The sequence below is a fragment of the Streptomyces sp. 2131.1 genome (genome assembly GCF_900105515.1).
GTDB classification, from domain to species: Bacteria; Actinomycetota; Actinomycetes; order Streptomycetales; family Streptomycetaceae; genus Streptomyces; species Streptomyces drozdowiczii.
Genome location: NZ_FNSY01000001.1, coordinates 4,702,852 through 4,720,906 on the forward strand (window position 1 = coordinate 4,702,852; position 18,055 = coordinate 4,720,906).

Here is an 18,055-nt window from a genome sequence, read left to right on the forward strand (position 1 = left end):
TTCCGCAACACCTTCGTCGGGTCCGGGCCGCCCCTTCGCGCGTCACATTCACAAGTGCTGACGTGACGAGACAGGGGGTACGGCATGGAACACCGCACACGGAGGTACCGCGGCGCAGTCGGGCTGGTGCTCGCGGCCGGAGTGCTGCTCACCGGCTGTTCGGGGGAGGGCGGCGGCGGGGGCGAGTCGACCTCCGACCAGCGGCGCGCGGGGGCGCCCGCACCGGCCTACACCGGCGGGGCGAAGGAAGACGCGAAGGACGGGGACGGCGCGGACCGGCTCAAGGAGTCCGCCCCGCCCGACTACCTCTCCACCTTCGCGCTGGACGTCGACACCGCCTCGTACGGCTACGCCCGCCGCACCCTCGACGACGGCCGGCTGCCCGGCCCGGAGACCGTGCGGCCCGAGGAGTTCGTCAACAGCTTCCGCCAGGGCTACCACCGCCCCACGGGCAACGGCTTCTCGGTCTCCGTGGATGGTGCCAGGGCCGCCGGCGAGGAGGGGGACTGGTCGCTCGTCCGGGTCGGCCTCGCCACCAAGGCCGCGCCCACCACGGCCGAACGGCCCCCGGCCGCCCTGACCTTCGTGGTCGACGTCTCCGGCTCGATGAACTCGCCCGACCGCCTCGGCCTGGTCAAGACCTCGCTCGGCATCCTCACCGGCGAACTGCGCGACGACGACTCGATCAGCCTGGTCACCTTCAGCGACGAGGCGGAGACCGTCCTGCCCATGACCCGGCTGAGCGGCCACCGCGGCAGGATCCGCGACGCGGTCGACTCCCTGGAACCCGCCGAGTCCACCAACGTGGGGGCGGGCATCGAGCGCGGTTACGAGGAAGCGGTGGAGGGCCGCCGCAAGGGCGCCAACAACCGCGTCGTCCTGCTCTCCGACGCGCTGGCCAACACCGGTGACACCGACGCCGACGACATCCTCGAACGGATCGACTCCGCCCGCCGCGAGTACGGCATCACCCTGTTCGGCGTGGGCGTCGGCAGCGACTACGGCGACGCGTTCATGGAGGAGCTGACCAACAAGGGCGACGGCCACACCACGTACATCGCCGACGAGGAGCAGGCCCGCAAGGTCTTCGTCGACCAGCTCCCCGCCCACCTCGAACTGACCGCCCGGGACGCCAAGGCACAGGTCGCCTTCGACCCGAAGACCGTCGAGAAGTTCAAGCTCATCGGCTACGAGGACCGCAAGGTCGCCGACGACGACTTCCGCGACGACACCGTGGACGGCGGTGAGGTGGGCCCCGGCCACACCGTCACCGCTCTGTACGCGGTGCACCTGCGCGACGGCGCCTCCGGCCATGTCGCCACCGCGACCGTGCGCTGGCTCGACCCGAAGACCCGTACCCCGCACGAGAAGACCGGCTCCGTGGCGACCGGCGCGGTCACCGGCAAGCTGTGGGGCGGCCGGAGCACCCGGCTCCAGGTCACGGCGGTGGCCGCCTACTTCGCGGAGTACCTGCGCGGCACCGGCCTGCCCGGCGCGCCGGGCCTCGGTGAACTCGCCGGCCGGGCCGAGAAGCTGGCCGCGAGCACGGAGGACACCTCGGTCACGAAGCTGGCCGACGCGATCGTCCGCGCGGAGCGGCTGAAGGGCGGGGCCCGCGAGGACGGGACGGGCGCGGAAGAGGGCGAGATGGACTGACGGGACCGGGGCGGCCGGCGCGCTCGCACCGGCCGCCCCGCGACCCCAACGGTGCGCACGCGTCTGCGAATTGCCGCGACGCGTGCGCCCGTACCGGGCCATGATGGGCCCCATGGCATCCCTGTTCCTGACCCTCGCCGTGATCACGACCGGCCTCTACGCCGGATTCCTGCTGACCTTCCTCATCGCGGTGATGCCCGGTCTGGCCGTCCTGCCCGACGGCGGCTTCACCGCCGCGATGCGCCGCTTCAACGAGAAGGTCCCCGGCCCGGCCTTCCTGGTGCTCTTCCTGGGCGTCATCGCGTTCCCGGCCGTCCCGGTGTTCACGGAGGCCGGCGAGGACACCTGGCCCCTGCTGATCGCCGCCCTGGCCTGCGCCGTCGCCTCGCACCTGATCACGATCGCGGGCAACATCCCGCTGAACAACGCGCTCGCCGCGTCCGAGGGCGGCGACGACACGGAGGCCCGCACGGCGTTCGAAACCCGCTGGAATGCCTTGCACCGCGTGCGTACGGTGCTGTCCCTGGCGGCTTTCGCGCTGCTGGCGGTGGCGGCGTAGAGCGTGGCTCGTCGCTTCGGCGGAACTTCGATCCACGCAGGAGTCCCCATGACTCGCCTCGGCACATCGGAAGCCCGAACCCTTGAACTGCTCGCGCGGGACCTGTCCTCCGACACGACCGTGGAGGAGCTCCTGGCCGAGACCGGTGCCAGGCGTCGTCTGGACCTGTCCGATCTCAGCCCCGAGGAGCAGGCGGCACTGATCGCGGGCCGGACCGTGGGCGTGCTGCCCTCGCAGGACGCGCTGTCCTCGGCCATCGAGGCCGCCCGGGCCGAGGGGCGGCCGCTGCGGGTCAAGCTGGGCATCGACCCCACGTCGTCCGACGTGCATCTGGGGCACACCGTCCCCATGATCATTCTGAGCCGGTTCCAGCGCATGGGACACGACATCGTTCTGATCGTCGGTGACATCACTGCGAAGATCGGCGACCCCTCCGGGCGTTCCGACGAGCGTCCGCCGCTGACGGACGAGGACATCGCGAACAATCTCACCACCTACCGGGACCAGGTGTCCCCGTTCTTCGATTTCGAGCGCGCGGAGTTCCGCCGTAACAGCGAATGGCTCGCGGACATCCGACTTCCCGAACTCATCGGCGTTCTTTCGCGGATTCCCGTTTCCATGTCGCTGCAGCGCGAGGACTTCCGTACCCGGCTCGCCCAGGGGCAGGGCCTGGCGATGTCCGAGTTCATCTACGCCGTCGTCATGGCGATCGACTCGGAGAAGATCCACGCCGACATCGAACTCGGCGGTGTCGACCAGCTGCTGAACATGCAGATGGGCCGCAAGGTCATGGAGAACGCGGGCCGGAAACCGCAGCTCGTCATCAGCATGCCCCTGATCGAGGGCACGGACGGCAGCGGCGCCAAGATGAGCAAGAGCAAGGGCAACTACATCGCCCTGACCGCGACCGCGGACGACGTCTTCGGCAAGATCATGTCCATCCCGGACCGGCTGATGGTGCCCTACCTCAAGGCGTGGACCGAGTGGACCGACGCCGAGGTGGACGCGGCCGTCGCCCGTGTCGAGAACAAGAGCCTGCACCCGATGGACCTCAAGAAGGTCCTCGCCGGTGAGGCCGTCGCCGCGGTCCACGGCCTCGAAGCCGCGATGGCCGCCCGCCGCCACTTCACCGCGCAGTTCTCCCGGCGCAGCTTCGGCGACGTCGGGTCCCTGCCCGTCGTCCCGGCCGCCCACGCCGACGACGCGGTGGCCGCCGTACTCACCCAGGTCCTGGAGTTCGCCGCCGGCACCTCCGCGGCACGCCGTCTCGCCAAGCAGAACGCCCTGCGCCTCGTCGTCGAGACCTCGGAGGGGCGGAAGACGGTGACCCTCTCGGAGGACGACGTCACGCGCTCCCTCCACGAGGCCGTCAAGACCGCCCTGGCCGCCGTCGGCACCACGACGGCCGCCGGCACGGTCTACCTCAAGGCGGGCCGCAAGGTGGCGAAGATCGAGGGCGTGTGACGACGCACCCGGCCGGCGCCGGACCGTCCTCCTGGTCGCATGGGGCCGGTCCGGCGCTTACGTCGCTGCTACGCCTCGCTCGGTAATGTGCCGCCGACCAGCGAAAAGGCCCTCCGGGGTGGAGGGCCTCGTTGTGGTGCGATCTGTGTGCCCCCGGCAGGACTCGAACCTGCGGCCAAGCGCTTAGAAGGCGCCTGCTCTATCCACTGAGCTACGGGGGCCGGGTGGTGGCTGCGGTGCCGGGAGCCCCGGGACCGGGCGGTCCGTGACCTTGCCGGGACAAGGATAGGGCTCCGAATGGCTCGACCTCGTTGCTTCACCTGCGTGGCACGATGTGGAGGTTCGGTGAAGCGAGACGATAATCGCAGGTGGGCACGGATCATGCACCGCTTTTGACGCTTCACGCCTCGGGTGTTGTGCACTCGTTATGCCTGCGCCCCCCTCGTCACCCCTGTCCGGACGGGGGAACCGGCGCGCAGAAGTGGCTATACGCTTCAAAAGGGCTCCAAAATTGGGCATTCTTCGCATGTGGTGACCTTGGACGTACGGCCTCAGCTCATCGACGCACTCTCCGCCCTGCGCGACTGTGTCGCCGCCGTGCGTCTCCCACTTCCGCTCCCAGGGGCTCTTCGCGCCAGGCAGACCCGGATCGAGCTGCTCGCCCAGCTCGACGACTATCTGCTGCCCCGGCTCAAGGACCCCGACGCGCCCCTGCTCGCCGTCATCGGCGGATCGACCGGTGCCGGCAAGTCGACGCTCGTCAACTCCCTCGTGGGTCGCAGGGTCAGCGAGGCCGGGGTGCTCCGGCCCACCACCCGCACGCCCGTCCTGGTGTGCCACCCGGACGACCAGCACTGGTTCGCGGGCGTACGGGTGCTGCCGCAGCTCACCCGGGTCTGGCTGTCGCCCGATGAGTACGCCGATCCCGGCCAGTGCGACGACCTCGACGGCCCCGACGGCAACGCCGCGGAGGAGGGCACCGCGCTGCGCGTCGAGACCGCTCCCGGGCTGCCCCGCGGGCTCGCCCTGCTGGACGCCCCCGACATCGACTCCCTCGTCGTGCGCAACCGGGTCCTGGCAGCCGAGCTCATCTGCGCCGCCGACATCTGGGTGATGGTCACCACCGCCTCGCGGTACGCCGACGCCGTGCCCTGGCACCTGCTGCGTACCGCCAAGGAGTACAACGCCTCGCTCGTCACCGTCCTCGACCGCGTCCCGCACCAGGTGATCGCCGAGGTCTCCCGGCAGTACGGCGCCCTGCTCGCCAAGGCGGGCCTCGGCGAGGTGCCCCGGTTCACCATCCCCGAACTCCCCGAATCGGCGGGCGGCGGCAGCGGCCTGCTGCCCACCACCGCGGTCGCCCCGCTGCGCGCCTGGCTCGCCCACCGCGCGCAGGACCCGGCGGCCCGTCAGCAGGCGGTCGGCCGGACTGCCTCGGGCGTCATCGAATCCCTGAACGTCCGGATGCCCGCGCTCGCCGGGGCCGTCGCCGCCCAGTACGCGGCCGCCGTACGGCTCACGGGTGTCGTCGAGGAGGCGTACGGGAAGGAGGGCGCCCGCCTCCGCCGAAGGCTCAAGAACGGCGGCGCGCTCGCCGGCGACGCCCGGACCCGCTGGCGCGGCTACCCCACGTACAGCAGCTCCGAGGAAGTGCTCGACGCGCTCGTCGAGAGCCTGGCCGCGCTCCTGGAGTGCGCCGTCGCCGCCGCCGACGAGCAGATCCGTACCGTCTGGCGCCGCGAACCCGCCGCCTCGGCCTTCGCCTTCGAAGCAGCGGGCCGCGAGGAGGGCGGCTGGGGACCGGCCGAGGACATCCGGGGCCGGATCGACATGACCGTACGCAGGTGGCGCCGGATCCTGGAGGAACTGGCCGAGGAGGAGCTGCGCCTGATGGAGCGCAACACCGCCCCGGACCCCGAGACCGTCGCCGCACTGCTGGCCGCGGCCCTGCTCGGCGGCCGCCGCGCCCGCACCGCGGGCGAACAACTCGCCGAACGCATCGGCGCGCAGGGCGCGCTGCGGCTGCGCGACAAGGGCGGCGCGCTGCTCACCAACTGTCTCGACCACGTGCTGAACGGCGAACGCGACCGGCGGCTCGCGCCCCTGGACTCCCTCGACGTGGCCCCCGAACCGCAGGCCGAACTGATCGCCGCACTGTCCCTACTGCAGAAGGAGAGGTGGCAGCGATGACTGCCGTCACTGACGAGAATCCGGGGCAGGGCGGGACCGGGGAGTGCCTGTCCGACGCGTCGCACTCCGGCACCGGATGGGACGACGGGCTCATCGCCCGGCGGGCGCAGGCGGCCCCCAAGGAGGCCGAGCAGACGCCGGACGAGGTCCCTCCGGAGGACGACGGCGGGCCGCAGGTCGAGGCGTACGTGGACTCCGGCAGCCCGCTCCGGCCGCGCCTGGACGCCCTGCGCGAACTCGTCGGGCTGTCCAGGGCCCGCCTGGACCGGGCCGCCCTCGCCGAGGCGGGCCGGGTGCTGGACGAGGCCGCGGCCCGGCAGCGCCTGTCCTCCCGGCACACCGTCGTCGCCATCGCCGGGGCCAGCGGCAGCGGCAAGTCGGCCCTCTTCAACGCGCTCGCCGGCGCCCAGCTCTCCGAGACCGGCCTGCGCAGGCCCACCACTTCCTCCCCCCTCGCCTGCTCCTGGACCGACGGGGCCGCCGGACTGCTCGACCGGCTGGCCGTGCCCGGCAGGCTCCGGCGCAGGCCGCAGCCCGGCGCGGCGGCCGACGAGGCGCTCCAGGGCCTGGTCCTCGTCGACCTGCCCGACCACGACTCGGCGGCGCGGGGCCACCGCGACCAGGTGGACCGGGTGCTCGCGCTGGTCGACGCCGTGATCTGGGTCGTGGACCCGGAGAAGTACGCGGACGCGGCGCTCCACGAGCGCTACCTGCGGCCCCTCGCCGGCCACGCCGAGGTCACCTTCGTCGTCCTCAACCAGATCGACCGGCTGCCGGGCGAGGCCGCCGACCAGGTCCTTGACGACCTGCGCCGGCTGCTCGACGAGGACGGCATGGCCGTCGGCGAGCACGGCGAGCCCGGAGCCACCGTCCTGTCCCTGTCCGCCCTCACCGGCGAAGGCGTCGGCGAACTGCGCGAACTGCTCGGCCGGTTCGTCCAGGACCGCACCGCGGCCACCCGCCGCCTGGCCGCCGACGTCGACGCGGCGGCGGCCCGACTGCGCCCGGTGTACGTCGCCGAGGGGCGGCCGGGACTGGGGGAGCAGGCACGCGAGGAGTTCGCGGACCGGCTCGCGGAGGCCGTGGGCGCCGCTGCCGCGGGCCAGGCGGCCGAGCGCGAGTGGCGCCGCAACGCCGGACGGGCGTGCGGCACGCCGTGGCTGCGGCTCTGGCGCTGGTACGAGGCCACGCGGCAGCCCGGCAGCCGGGACCGCACGCCCCTCGCCGCCCCGCCCGAGGAACGGCTCACGGCACGTCAGCGCGTCGAGCAGGCGGTGCGCACGGTGGCGGACGACGCGGCCGCGGGGCTGCCCGGGCCCTGGGCACAGGCGGTGCGCGAGGCCGCGGTGCAGGGGGCCCAGGGGCTGCCGGACGCGCTGGACGAACTGGCGGGACGGGTGACCGGTGGGCCGGAGGCCGGTGCGCCTGCCACGGGTGGCGCGGCTCCGACGGGTGGCGCGGCTCCGACGGGTGGCGCCGCTCCACCCGGTGGCGCGGGCGAGGGCCGGGCCGCGCGGGCGGCCGGGAAGCCGCCGCGTCCCGCCTGGTGGCCGGCGGCCGTGCTGGCGCAGGTGGCGATGACACTGCTCCAGATCTTCGGCGGCCTGTGGCTGGCCGGCCAGATCATCGGGGTGCTGGAGCCGGGGCTGCTGACGCCCGCCCTGGTGATGCTGGCGGGCATCGTCGGCGGCCCGCTCGTGGAGTGGTCGTGCGCGGCGGCGGCGAGGGGGCCCGCGCGGCGGTACGGCCAGGAGGCCGAACGGCGACTGCGCGAGACGGCGGCGGCCTGCGGACGGGCCAGGGTGCTCGACCCGGTCTCGGCCGAGCTGGCGCGCTACCGCGAAGTGCGCGAAAGGTACGTGGCGGTGACGGAGTTCTCCACAACGGGCCGTTAGTCCACAGCCTCCAGCGGGATTTCCGCCTCCCCTCCAGCATGGGATCAGTGACCGCACACACGGTGCGGTCGCGGAGACCGGGCGAACAGGGGAGGCGGAGTCATGAACGAGACCTTGGTGACGCTGGTGGGCAACGCGGCGACGGCGGTGGAGTTCCGGGACACGACGAGCGGGGGGATGGCCCGGTTCAGGTTCGCGGTGACGCCCCGGCGGTGGGACCGGGCCAAGGAGGCCTGGGCCGACGGGCACACGAGCTTCTACACCGTGTGGGCGTGGCGCACGCTGGCCGCGAATCTGTCGGGGTCGGTCGCGGTGGGGGAGCCGCTGGTGGTGCACGGCAGGCTGAAGGTGCGCGAGGAGGAGTTGGACGGGCAGCGCCGGACGTTCGTGGACATCGAGGCGGTGGCGGTGGGCCACGATCTGACGCGGGGGACGTCGGCGTTCCGCAGGGTGGTCAGGGGTGAGCCGGGCCTGACGTCCCGGTACGGCCCGGCACCGGTCGCCGCGGGGAGCGACGATCCGTGGGCGGTGCGGGAGGCGCCGGAGCGGCCGGGCGGGGAGCCGGTGGGGGAGGGCGAACCGGCGGGCGGCGCGGTGGCGTCGGAGGAGCCGCCGGTGCCGGAGCGGCCAACCGCGCGACGGCGGACGGTGCGTCAGAAGGGCGGATCCGCGCCCCGGAAGGCGGACTCGGATCTGGTGACCGTGTGACGACCACGCGTGCCGGGGCGGGCCAGTGTTCGCAATGGGGCGCGAGTTGCGCCGGATAACGATTGCGATTCGGAATGGTTGTCGGACGGTATGACGGGGGACGGTTCTTTATCCGCTCCATAGGATCTCCCCGTACTCACAAGGCACTTGAGTAAGCAGGCGGGACAATCCCCACACGCGTACCGGGCGCGAGGGTCTCGCCCGGAGGGGAAATCAGTGTTTTCTGCTTCTTCAGCGACCGTTTCGTCGTCCACGGGGACGGCTCACACCGGACGGCGTCGGCGCATAGTCCGGCTCACGGCCTCGGTGGTGGCGTCCGGCCTGGCCATGGCCGGGGCCCTTGTCGGCGCGGGTAGCGCGACGGCCGACGAGGTGCCCGCGCACCAGGGCGGCGCGACCGCCGTACTGGACGGACTGAAGACCTACGACACCGCTTACGTCCACGAGGACGGCAAGAAGGACGACAAGGTCTCCGCGGGTCTGTTCGAGATGAACGTCGACGGCGGCGGCACGCTCAAGACGTACTGCATCGACATCCACAACCACACCCAGGACCAGGCGAAGTACCTGGAGACGCCCTGGGACCAGACCTCGCTCGGCGGCAACAAGGACGCCGGCAAGATCCTCTGGGTCCTGCAGCACTCCTACCCGCAGGTGAACGACCTCTCGGAGCTCGCCAAGGCGGCCGGCACCGGGACGCTCACCAACGAGACCGCGGCGGCCGGCACCCAGGTCGCGATCTGGCGGTTCTCCGACCACGTCGACGTCACCGCCGCTGACGAGCAGGCGGAGAAGCTCGCGGACTGGCTGGAGAAGTCCGCCACCGTCACCGCCGAGCCGAAGGCCTCCCTGGCGCTCGACCCGGTCGCGGTCTCCGGCCGCTCAGGTGAGCGCGTCGGCCCGGTCACCGTCCGCACCAACGCCGGCCAGGCCACGGTGACCCCGCCGGCGGACCTCGCCAGCGGCGTGAAGGTCACCGACAAGGCGGGCAAGCCCGTCACCACGGCGTCCGACGGCGACGAGCTCTACTTCGACGTGCCCGCCGGCTCCGAGGAGGGCACCGCCTCGCTGACCGTCCAGGCCGCGACCTCCGTCCCGGTCGGCCGCGCCTTCGCCGGGGTCACCAAGAGCCAGACCCAGATCCTGGCCGGCTCCAGCGAGTCCACGGTCTCCGCGGCCGCCACCGCCTCCTGGGCCAAGAAGGGCCCGATCCCGACGGCCACCGCCGAGAAGAACTGCACCAAGGGCGGCGTCGACGTCACCGTCGGCAACCAGGGCGACGAGGCGTTCACCTTCGAGCTCGACGGCAAGGAGCAGACCGTCGAGGCCGGCAAGACCGCGACCGTCACGGTCCCGGTCGCCGAGGACCAGGCGTACGACATCACGGTCACCGGCCCCGGCGGCTTCTCCAAGACGTTCAAGGGCGTCCTGGACTGCAAGACCACCAGCAGCGGCACCGGCGGCACGGGCGGCACGGACACCCAGACCGGTGGTGACGAGCCCACCTCGACCACGGCCACGGCCGGCGGCAGCACCTCGGGCGGCGACGACACCAACCTCGCCGAGACCGGCAGCTCCAGCGCCACCCCGATGATCGCGGGCATCGCCATCGCCCTGGTCGTCGTCGGCGGCGGCGCGGTCGTGCTCCTTCGCCGCAAGGGCCGCACCGCCAGTGAGTGACCTGCGGTAGCACACCGTCACACGCACTGATCAAGGCCCCGGCGGGCTTCGGCCCGCCGGGGCCTTCGCGTACCCCGGCCACCCCCGGCACGTACCGCGACCCGGGATCGCCCGTATCGCGCACCGGACCGGTTTCCGTCAAGAGGCGGCCGTCAGGCAAGATGGTTCCATCTGCCCACACATCGATTGCCGGACGGTTTCTCTTGGCTGAGTTCATCTACACCATGCGCAAGACGCGCAAGGCGCACGGCGACAAGGTGATCCTCGATGACGTCACCCTGAACTTCCTGCCCGGCGCGAAGATCGGTGTCGTGGGGCCCAACGGCGCCGGTAAGTCCACGGTGCTGAAGATCATGGCGGGCCTGGAGCAGCCGTCGAACGGTGACGCGTTCCTGTCGCCCGGCTTCAGCGTCGGCATCCTCATGCAGGAGCCGAAGCTCGACGAGTCGAAGACGGTCCTGGAGAACGTGCAGGACGGCGCCGCCGAGGTCATGGGCAAGCTCAAGCGCTTCAACGAGGTCGCCGAGCTGATGGCGACCGACTACTCGGACGCGCTCATGGACGAGATGGGCAAGCTCCAGGAGGACCTGGACCACGCCAACGCGTGGGACCTGGACGCCCAGCTGGAGCAGGCCATGGACGCCCTGGGCTGCCCGCCCGGCGACTGGCCCGTCACCAACCTCTCCGGTGGCGAGAAGCGCCGCGTCGCGCTCTGCAAGCTCCTCATCGAGGCGCCCGACCTGCTGCTCCTCGACGAGCCCACCAACCACCTCGACGCCGAGTCGGTGAACTGGCTGGAGCAGCACCTCTCGAAGTACGCGGGCGCCGTCGTGGCCGTGACCCACGACCGCTACTTCCTGAACAACGTGGCCGAGTGGATCCTCGAACTCGACCGCGGCCGCGCGCTCCCGTACGAGGGCAACTACTCCACGTACCTCGACAAGAAGGCCGCCCGTCTCAAGGTCGAGGGCCGCAAGGACGAGAAGCGCCAGAAGCGGCTCAAGGAAGAGCTGGAGTGGGTGCGGTCGAACGCCAAGGGGCGTCAGACCAAGTCCAAGGCCCGTCTCGCCCGTTACGAGGAGATGGCCGCCGAGGCGGACAAGATGCGGAAGCTGGACTTCGAGGAGATCCAGATCCCGCCGGGGCCGCGGCTCGGGTCCATCGTCGTCGAGGTCGAGAACCTCTCGAAGGCCTTCGGCGACAAGGTCCTCATCGACGACCTCTCGTTCACGCTGCCGCGCAACGGCATCGTCGGCGTCATCGGTCCGAACGGCGCGGGCAAGACCACGCTGTTCAAGATGATCCAGGGCCTGGAGACGCCGGACAGCGGCTCAATCAAGGTCGGCGACACGGTCAAGATCTCCTACGTCGACCAGTCCCGCGCCAACATCGACCCGAAGAAGACCCTCTGGGCCGTCGTCTCGGACGAGCTGGACTACATCAACGTCGGCCAGGTCGAGATGCCTTCGCGGGCGTACGTCTCCGCGTTCGGCTTCAAGGGCCCGGACCAGCAGAAGCCGGCCGGCGTCCTGTCCGGTGGTGAGCGCAACCGCCTCAACCTGGCGCTGACGCTCAAGGAGGGCGGCAACCTGCTGCTCCTCGACGAGCCCACCAACGACCTCGACGTCGAGACCCTGTCCTCGCTGGAGAACGCCCTGCTGGAGTTCCCGGGCGCGGCCGTGGTCATCTCCCACGACCGCTGGTTCCTGGACCGCGTCGCCACGCACATCCTGGCGTACGAGGGCGACTCCAAGTGGTACTGGTTCGAGGGCAACTTCGAGTCGTACGAGAAGAACAAGATCGACCGCCTCGGCGCCGACGCGGCCCGCCCGCACCGTGCCACGTACAAGAAGCTCACGCGAGGCTGATCGTCTTGGCTCGTCACATCTACAGCTGCCCGCTGCGCTGGTCGGACATGGACGCCTTCGGCCACGTCAACAACGTGGTCTTCCTCCGCTACCTGGAGGAGGCGCGCATCGACTTCATGTTCCGGCTGGCGCCGGGGGACGGCTCGCCGTCCTTCGCGGGCGGTTCCGTGGTGGCGCGGCACGAGATCGACTACGTGCGGCCCCTGGTCCACCGCCACCGGCCGGTGACCGTCGAGTCCTGGGTCACGAAGATAGGCGCCGCGTCCCTGACGATCGCCTACGAGATCAAGGACCCGGACCAGGTCTACGTACGCGCCTCGACCGTCGTCGTGCCGTACGACCTGGCCGCGGAGCGTCCCCGGCGCATCTCCGCGGAGGAGAAGCTGTTCCTCCAGGAGTACCTGGCCGAGGAGCCCGCCGCGGTATGACCGTGTCCGTACAGTCGCTGCGGTTCGCCGACGCGAGGGAGGCCGCCGACCTCGCGGCCTTCCTCGAACGGCTGCTCCACTACGACCGCGCCGCCGCCGTACGCCTCCAGGCGGGCGGCGGCGCGCTCGCCGTGTTCGGCCGGCCGCCGTCCTTCGACGTCCTGGCGATCCGTACGGCACGGCTGGCCGAGCCGCACGGCTTCGACCTCACGGTGTCGGCCGGTGACCTCCTGGAGAGCCTGCCGGCCGAGGGCCCCGGCGCCGGCTTCGGCGCCCTGCCCGCGCCGGTCACCGGACCGCCCTGGGCCGGTGTCCTGCCGCCCCGCGGCGGCTGGCGGGAGCGCCCAGGACTGCCCGGCCCCGCCGCCCTGAGGGCCGCGCTGACCGCGGCCGTCACGGAATTCCGGGCCCGCGACGAGGCACTCCCCGAGGGCCGGCGCACCCGCGCCGAGCGGGACCGCATCGGCCACGACATCTGGTCGCGCACCCTTGCGGACACCGAACTCCCGCTCCGCGCGGTCCACGCCGCGCAGTCCCTCGGCTTCCTGCGCGCCGCCCCCGACTTCCCGGTCGCCCTCCTGACGACGGGCAGCTGGCTGCGCCTGCGTACCCCGTACGGCTCCATCGCCCTGCGCCGGGCGGGCGCGACGGGCGGCCTGGGGAACCTCGCGGTCTCCGTGAACGGCTGAACCGCCCCCTCACCACCGCATGTGCACGTCCTCCGCCCAGCCCAGCAGGCGGTCCACCGCGATCTCCGTGCCGTCGTCGGCGCGGACGCGGCCGTCGTAGTGGCCGAAGCACTGGTCGGTGCGGTTGGCGAGCAGGCCCGCCTCGGTGCGGGTACAGCGGTTGTGGAACGGGGTGAACGTCAGGTCGATCTGACCGGTCAGCGGCGTGCGGATCGTCCAGGTGGCCAGCGGGTCCGAGGCCGACCAGCGCCAGTCCAGCTCCTCGCCGACCTTGCTGAGCCGTCCGTCCACGCACAGGGCGTTCTCCGTGGACCCGGTGCCCAGCGTCCACCGCCCGCCGAGCTGGAGGCCCACCGTACGGCCGTCGGTGCGGCCGGAGGCGGCGCCCCAGTTCCAGTCGACCGTACGAGGCCAGCGGCCCCGGCCGTGGTCCAGGACGGCCCAGGTGTCGTCGCCGTCGAAGTCCAGGAACTCGCCCCCGACCCTGACCCGGCCGGAGGCGGGCAGCGCGGTCTGCTTGGACGTGTACTGGAAGCGGTGGCTGTTCCACGGGACGACCACCGAGAGCGATTCGTGGTCCGCCGGGCGGCCGACCAGGAGATCCACGTCCACCGGCACCCGCTCCGGGGTCAGACAGCGAGCCCTGAGCCGGGTGCCGCCGGGCTCGTCGCGGATCTCCACGCGCACCTTGCCACCCGTGGGGCGCGCCGGTCCGGTCACCACGTCCGGGGAGCCGGCGGCGCCGGCCACGGTGTCGGGCAGGTGGACACCGAGGCCGCCGGGGATGACCGCCGTACGCTCCATCTCCAGCCCGCCGGGCGCGTATTCGAGCAGGTAGACGCTGTTCAGGGCGAGGAAGTCCAAATCGCTGACGGTCAGCGCCACCAGGTGGGTGGGCGTCGTGACGCACCAGTACTCCCACCGCTTCGTACGGCCCCAGCCGCGCAGATTCGCGCGGTGCAACGGCGTCCGCGACCAGCCGACCGCCGCCGGATCGAGGCGGCCGTCGGGCAGGCACAGGTCGACCGGCTCGGTGATCTCACGCTCGAACGTCGTCATGGCCGGATCCTAACGGCCGGTCAGCGCGCCGCTCGGGGGCGGACGGCGGAGCGAGCCCGGGCGGCACCCGGTCCTCCGGGGCCATCAGCCGTCGGTGTTCACCATCGAGGCCGCCGCGTAGGTGAGGTAGTCCCACAGTTGGCGCTCGTGCTCGGGCGCGAGGTCCAGTTCGTCCAGCGCCACCCGCATGTGGTGCAGCCACGCGTCGTGTGCGGCGCGGTCCACCTGGAACGGCGCGTGCCGCATCCGCAGCCGCGGATGCCCGCGGCGGTCGCTGTAGGTGCGCGGACCGCCCCAGTACTGCATGAGGAAGAGCGCGAACCGCTCCTCGGCCGGCCCGAGATCCTCCTCCGGGTACATCGGCCGCAGCAGCGGGTCATCGGCGACGCCCTGGTAGAAGCGGTGGACCAGGCGCCTGAAGGTCTCCTCGCCGCCGACCTGCTCGTAGAAGGTCAGCTCCTGCACCGTGTCGCGCGGATTCTCAGTCACCCGTCCATGGTCGCAGACGCGTCGCCCGCCGGGACGGGCCCGGGGATCTTCTCCGGCCTCCGGCCCTTTACGCCTTGTCAGTTCGTTGTGCGAACTACTATGGTTCGTGTAACGAACCAAGTCGTGTGTCCGTTCAATGGTTGGGGTCGGCATGGCAAAGGGAACAGCGAATCGCACCGTCGTGGTCGTCGGCGGCGGATACGGCGGCTCCGCCGTCGCCAAGGCGCTCGACGAGGAAACCGATGTGGTGCTCATCGACCCCAAGGACGCATTCGTGCACGCTGCGGGCTCGCTGCGCGCGCTGGTCAGGCCCGACTGGGCGCAGAACATCTTCTTCCCGTACGACACCCTGCTGAAGCGCGGCACCGTCCGCCGCGAGCGGGCCGTCGCCGTGGACCCGGGCGGGGTCACCCTGGCCGGCGGAGAGCGCGTCGCCGCCGACTACCTGGTGCTCGCCTCCGGCTCGGACTACCCGTTCCCGGCCAAGACGGACACCGACCTGGCGGGCGAGGCGCTGGCCCGGATACGCGAGGCGCACCGGGAACTGGCCGGTGCCAAGCGGGTCCTGATCACCGGCGCCGGACCGGTCGGCCTCGAACTGTCCGGTGAGATCAAGGCCGTCTGGCCCGAGAAGCACGTGGTCGTCACCGACCCCGCCGACGAGCTGCTGCCCGGCTTCCTGCCCGAGGTCCGCGAGGAACTGGAGCGCCAGCTGGCCGCACTCGGCGTCGAAGTGCGGCTCGGCACCGCACTCACCGGTGAACCGCCGGCCGCCCCGGGCCGCCTGGAGCCGTTCACCGTCACCACCGCCGCCGGTGACCCCATCGGGGCGGACATCTGGTTCCGCTGCTACGGCGTGCGCTCCAACGGCGACTACCTCGCCGACGGCCAGGTCGCCGAGCGCGACGCGCAGGGCCGGGTTCCGGTCGACGAGCGGCTCAACGTCGTGGGCCACGACCACATCTACGCCCTCGGCGACCTCACCGACCTGGCCGAGGCCAAGATGGCCGGGTACGCCATGAAGCACGCCGAGGTCGTCGCCGCCAACGTCCTGGCCCAGGTGCGCGGGGAGGATCCGGTGGCCGTCTACCTGCCGTCCCCGGTGCGCTCCGCGCTGCTCCCGCTCGGGCCCGGCGGCGGGGTCGGTCAGGTGCCGGCGCCGGGCGGCCCGGTGCTGCTGCCCGCGGAAGAGGTCAGCGCGTACAAGGGCAAGGACCTCTTCACCGGCCGCTTCGAGGAGCTCTTCGGTATCACCCGCTGAGGAGGGAGGCCCGCCTCAGCAGCCGGGAGTGGCTGCCGGGGCGTTCTCGCAGGACTCGCGGAAGACCATGGGCACCTTGTTCTCCAGCACCAGGCGCCCCAGAAGCGCGGTCAGCAGCTCGCGGTCGGGCTCGTCGAGCCCGTCCGCCAAGGCCTCGACCCGCCGGCAGGTCTCCGCGTAGAACTCCTCTGCGAGCTCGCTCCCGGCCTCGGTCGTCGCCACCCGCACCGCTCGCCCGTCCTCCGGATCGGGCTCCCGGCGCACCAGGCCCCGCTGCACGCACCGGTCCACGAGCCCGGTGAGACTGGACTTCGCGAGGCCGAGGACGGTGCCCAGCTCGCGCATGCCGTACGGCTTCACCATCAGCACGCAGAGCAGCTGGCCCTGCTGGGCGGTGATTCCGTGTTCGCGGCCGGAATCGGCATACACGGCATTCACCAGGAATGCGGAGCGCACCAATGCGGTGGCGGTCCCCATCTGCCCTTCGTCGGCCTTTCGCATGTGTACAGAATATGGCAGCGCGAACGGTACGGGCCCGCCCCGGAACGGACATTCGTGGTACGAACTACCGCAAGCCGCAGCGGCCGGTGAAGGGGGATCCCCTCACCGGCCGCTCGGTCGTACGCGGTGATCAGTCCCGGCGGACCGTGATCGTGGTCCAGGCCCCGACGTGCACCTGGTCGCCGTCCTGGAGCGGGACGGGGACGTAGGGCTGGATCGGCTCCTCGGAGCCGTTGACCGTGGTGCCGTTGGTCGAGTTCTGGTCGACCACGGCCCAGCTGCCGTCGGGCTGCTGCACCAGCACGGCGTGCTGGTGGGAGACGCCCGGGTCCTCCGGCGGCACCGACAGGTCGATGTCCGGGGACTCGCCCGTGCTGTGCCGGCGGCGGCCGATCGTGATCTGCGTACCGGTGAGCGCGAGCTGCTGCTCCGGGGAGTACGCGGGCAGGTTGAGCCCGGTCGCCTCGGGGCCGCTGCGCTGCATCATCGCCAGGAAGTACTCACGGTCGGGCGCGATGAACGCCGTCCAGTTGTCGGACAGCGGCGGCTGACCGGGGCCGGGACCGTGCTGCCGGCCGGGGTCGTGCGGATGCTGCGGACCGCCGTGCTGCGGGCCGGGACCGCCCTGCTGTCCGGGACCCTGGGGACCGGGGCCCTGCGGGCCCGGACCGTGCTGGCCGGGCCCCTGCGGACCCGGACCGTGCTGCCCGGGGAAGGGCGGCTGCGGGCCCTGGGCCGGTGGCGGCGCGGGCTGCGACGGCGGGGACAGCAGCCAGTCGTCGCCGTCCGAGCGCGGCGGGGCGGGCGGGGGAGCCGTCTGCTGCTGGAAGGCGGGCGGCGCGCCCTGCTGCTGGAACGGCGGGGGCGAGCCCTGCGGTCCCTGCTGGTACGGGGGCGGAGGCCCCTGGTGCCCCTGCGGACCGGGCGGGCCCGACTGGAACGGCGGCGGGGTGCCCTGCGGACCCTGGCCGAACGGCGGCTGGCCCTGGCCTTGTCCCGGGCCGTGCGGACCCTGGCCGAACGGCGGCTGGCCCTGGCCTTGTCCCTGGCCGTGCGGACTCTGGCCGAAGGGGGGCTGGCCCTGGCCTTGTCCCGGGCCGTGCGGACTCTGGCCGAAGGGGGGCTGGTCCTGGCCCTGCGGACCGCCCTGGCCCGGGCCCGTGGACAGCGGCTCGGCGGACCGGTTCATCTGCGAGGGGCGGGAGCCCTGATAGTCGAAGGAGTCGCGCGACGGCGGCGGCTGCTGGGCCGGGAAGCCGGGCGGCCGGTTGCCGGCCGGGCCGGGGTCGGCCGGGAGGTTGTGCCGGGGGGCCAGCGGGGTGTACGACGTCGCCGTGTTCGTGAGGAAGTTCCAGCGGCACTCCTCGCAGAACGGCGCCATCGCCTCACGCGGCGTGCGGCACTGCGGGCACAGCTCGGCCTGGGCCGTCGCGTTCGGGTCGTGCGGCTGGGGATATCCGTAGCCACGCGCGGGCGGCGGGGGAGGCGGCGGGGGAACCGCACCCGCAGGCGCGCCCGCCCCGGTCATGCGGTGGCCGCAGACCTCGCACCAGTCCTCGGAACCCGACTGGTGTCCGTTCGGGCAGGTCGGCATGTCGGCGCTTCCCC

Annotated in this window: 15 protein-coding genes and 1 tRNA gene; 11 read left to right on the forward strand and 5 right to left on the reverse strand. The window is 72.3% G+C overall.

Annotated elements, in window-relative coordinates:
• Positions 1–84 precede the first annotated feature (84 nt).
• The 3 genes from BLW14_RS21165 (at position 85) to tyrS (ending at position 3,679) form a co-directional block, all read left to right on the forward strand.
• Entirely contained in the window at positions 85–1,656 is a 1,572-nt protein-coding gene (locus tag BLW14_RS21165; protein ID WP_093708784.1) for a vWA domain-containing protein, read from the forward strand.
• 112 nt (positions 1,657–1,768) lie between these two features.
• Complete coding sequence (locus tag BLW14_RS21170) at positions 1,769–2,215, forward strand: anthrone oxygenase family protein (RefSeq protein WP_093708785.1); 447 nt, start codon at positions 1,769–1,771, stop codon at positions 2,213–2,215.
• A 48-nt stretch (positions 2,216–2,263) separates the two neighbouring features.
• Positions 2,264–3,679 carry a tyrosine--tRNA ligase gene (tyrS, locus tag BLW14_RS21175; RefSeq protein ID WP_093708786.1) on the forward strand — a complete coding sequence of 472 codons (1,416 nt, stop codon included), beginning with the start codon at positions 2,264–2,266 and terminating at the stop codon, positions 3,677–3,679.
• 148 nt (positions 3,680–3,827) lie between these two features.
• Here tyrS and BLW14_RS21180 read toward each other — a convergent pair.
• Positions 3,828–3,900 (reverse strand) — tRNA-Arg (locus BLW14_RS21180).
• 316 nt (positions 3,901–4,216) lie between these two features.
• Between BLW14_RS21180 and BLW14_RS21185 the strand changes: the two genes are divergently transcribed.
• From BLW14_RS21185 to BLW14_RS21215, 7 genes are all read left to right on the forward strand, one after another.
• On the forward strand, positions 4,217–5,869 hold the full coding sequence (locus tag BLW14_RS21185; RefSeq protein WP_093708787.1) for a dynamin family protein: 1,653 nt from the start codon (positions 4,217–4,219) through the stop codon (positions 5,867–5,869).
• On the forward strand, positions 5,866–7,764 hold the full coding sequence (locus BLW14_RS21190) for a YfjP family GTPase (protein ID WP_093708788.1): 1,899 nt from the start codon (positions 5,866–5,868) through the stop codon (positions 7,762–7,764). The genes BLW14_RS21185 and BLW14_RS21190 overlap by 4 nt, the downstream gene beginning before the upstream one ends.
• Positions 7,765–7,866: 102 nt before the next feature.
• A complete protein-coding gene (locus BLW14_RS21195; RefSeq protein ID WP_093708789.1) occupies positions 7,867–8,472 on the forward strand; it encodes a single-stranded DNA-binding protein in 606 nt (201 codons plus the stop codon).
• Between the two features lie 327 nt (positions 8,473–8,799).
• Positions 8,800–10,152, forward strand: coding sequence for a Cys-Gln thioester bond-forming surface protein (locus BLW14_RS21200; protein ID WP_177154233.1), 1,353 nt, complete (start codon positions 8,800–8,802; stop codon positions 10,150–10,152).
• 203 nt (positions 10,153–10,355) lie between these two features.
• Positions 10,356–12,020, forward strand: a complete 1,665-nt coding sequence (ettA, locus tag BLW14_RS21205) for an energy-dependent translational throttle protein EttA (RefSeq protein ID WP_018518113.1) — start codon at positions 10,356–10,358, stop codon at positions 12,018–12,020.
• Between the two features lie 5 nt (positions 12,021–12,025).
• Complete coding sequence (locus tag BLW14_RS21210; RefSeq protein ID WP_026242659.1) at positions 12,026–12,448, forward strand: acyl-CoA thioesterase; 423 nt, start codon at positions 12,026–12,028, stop codon at positions 12,446–12,448.
• Positions 12,445–13,137, forward strand: coding sequence for a DUF8010 domain-containing protein (locus BLW14_RS21215; RefSeq protein ID WP_093708791.1), 693 nt, complete (start codon positions 12,445–12,447; stop codon positions 13,135–13,137). The genes BLW14_RS21210 and BLW14_RS21215 overlap by 4 nt, the downstream gene beginning before the upstream one ends.
• Positions 13,138–13,146: 9 nt before the next feature.
• Here BLW14_RS21215 and BLW14_RS21220 read toward each other — a convergent pair whose 3' ends face one another.
• Both BLW14_RS21220 and BLW14_RS21225 read right to left on the reverse strand, forming a co-directional pair.
• Positions 13,147–14,196: a DUF2804 domain-containing protein gene (locus BLW14_RS21220; protein ID WP_093708792.1), complete on the reverse strand. Its 1,050-nt coding sequence runs from the start codon at positions 14,194–14,196 to the stop codon at positions 13,147–13,149.
• Positions 14,197–14,280: 84 nt separating this feature from the next.
• Positions 14,281–14,685, reverse strand: coding sequence for a globin (locus tag BLW14_RS21225; RefSeq protein WP_093708793.1), 405 nt, complete (start codon positions 14,683–14,685; stop codon positions 14,281–14,283).
• Between the two features lie 151 nt (positions 14,686–14,836).
• On the opposite strand from BLW14_RS21225, the gene BLW14_RS21230 reads away from it, so the two are divergent.
• Entirely contained in the window at positions 14,837–15,946 is a 1,110-nt protein-coding gene (locus BLW14_RS21230; RefSeq protein WP_093708794.1) for an NAD(P)/FAD-dependent oxidoreductase, read from the forward strand.
• Positions 15,947–15,961: 15 nt separating this feature from the next.
• On the opposite strand, the gene BLW14_RS21235 is transcribed toward BLW14_RS21230, so the two are convergent.
• Positions 15,962–16,423 carry a MarR family winged helix-turn-helix transcriptional regulator gene (locus tag BLW14_RS21235; protein ID WP_093708795.1) on the reverse strand — a complete coding sequence of 154 codons (462 nt, stop codon included), beginning with the start codon at positions 16,421–16,423 and terminating at the stop codon, positions 15,962–15,964.
• A gap of 154 nt (positions 16,424–16,577) precedes the next feature.
• Positions 16,578–18,041 (reverse strand): FHA domain-containing protein, encoded by a 1,464-nt coding sequence (locus BLW14_RS21240; protein ID WP_093708796.1) that lies wholly within the window; start codon positions 18,039–18,041, stop codon positions 16,578–16,580.
• Positions 18,042–18,055 lie beyond the last annotated feature (14 nt).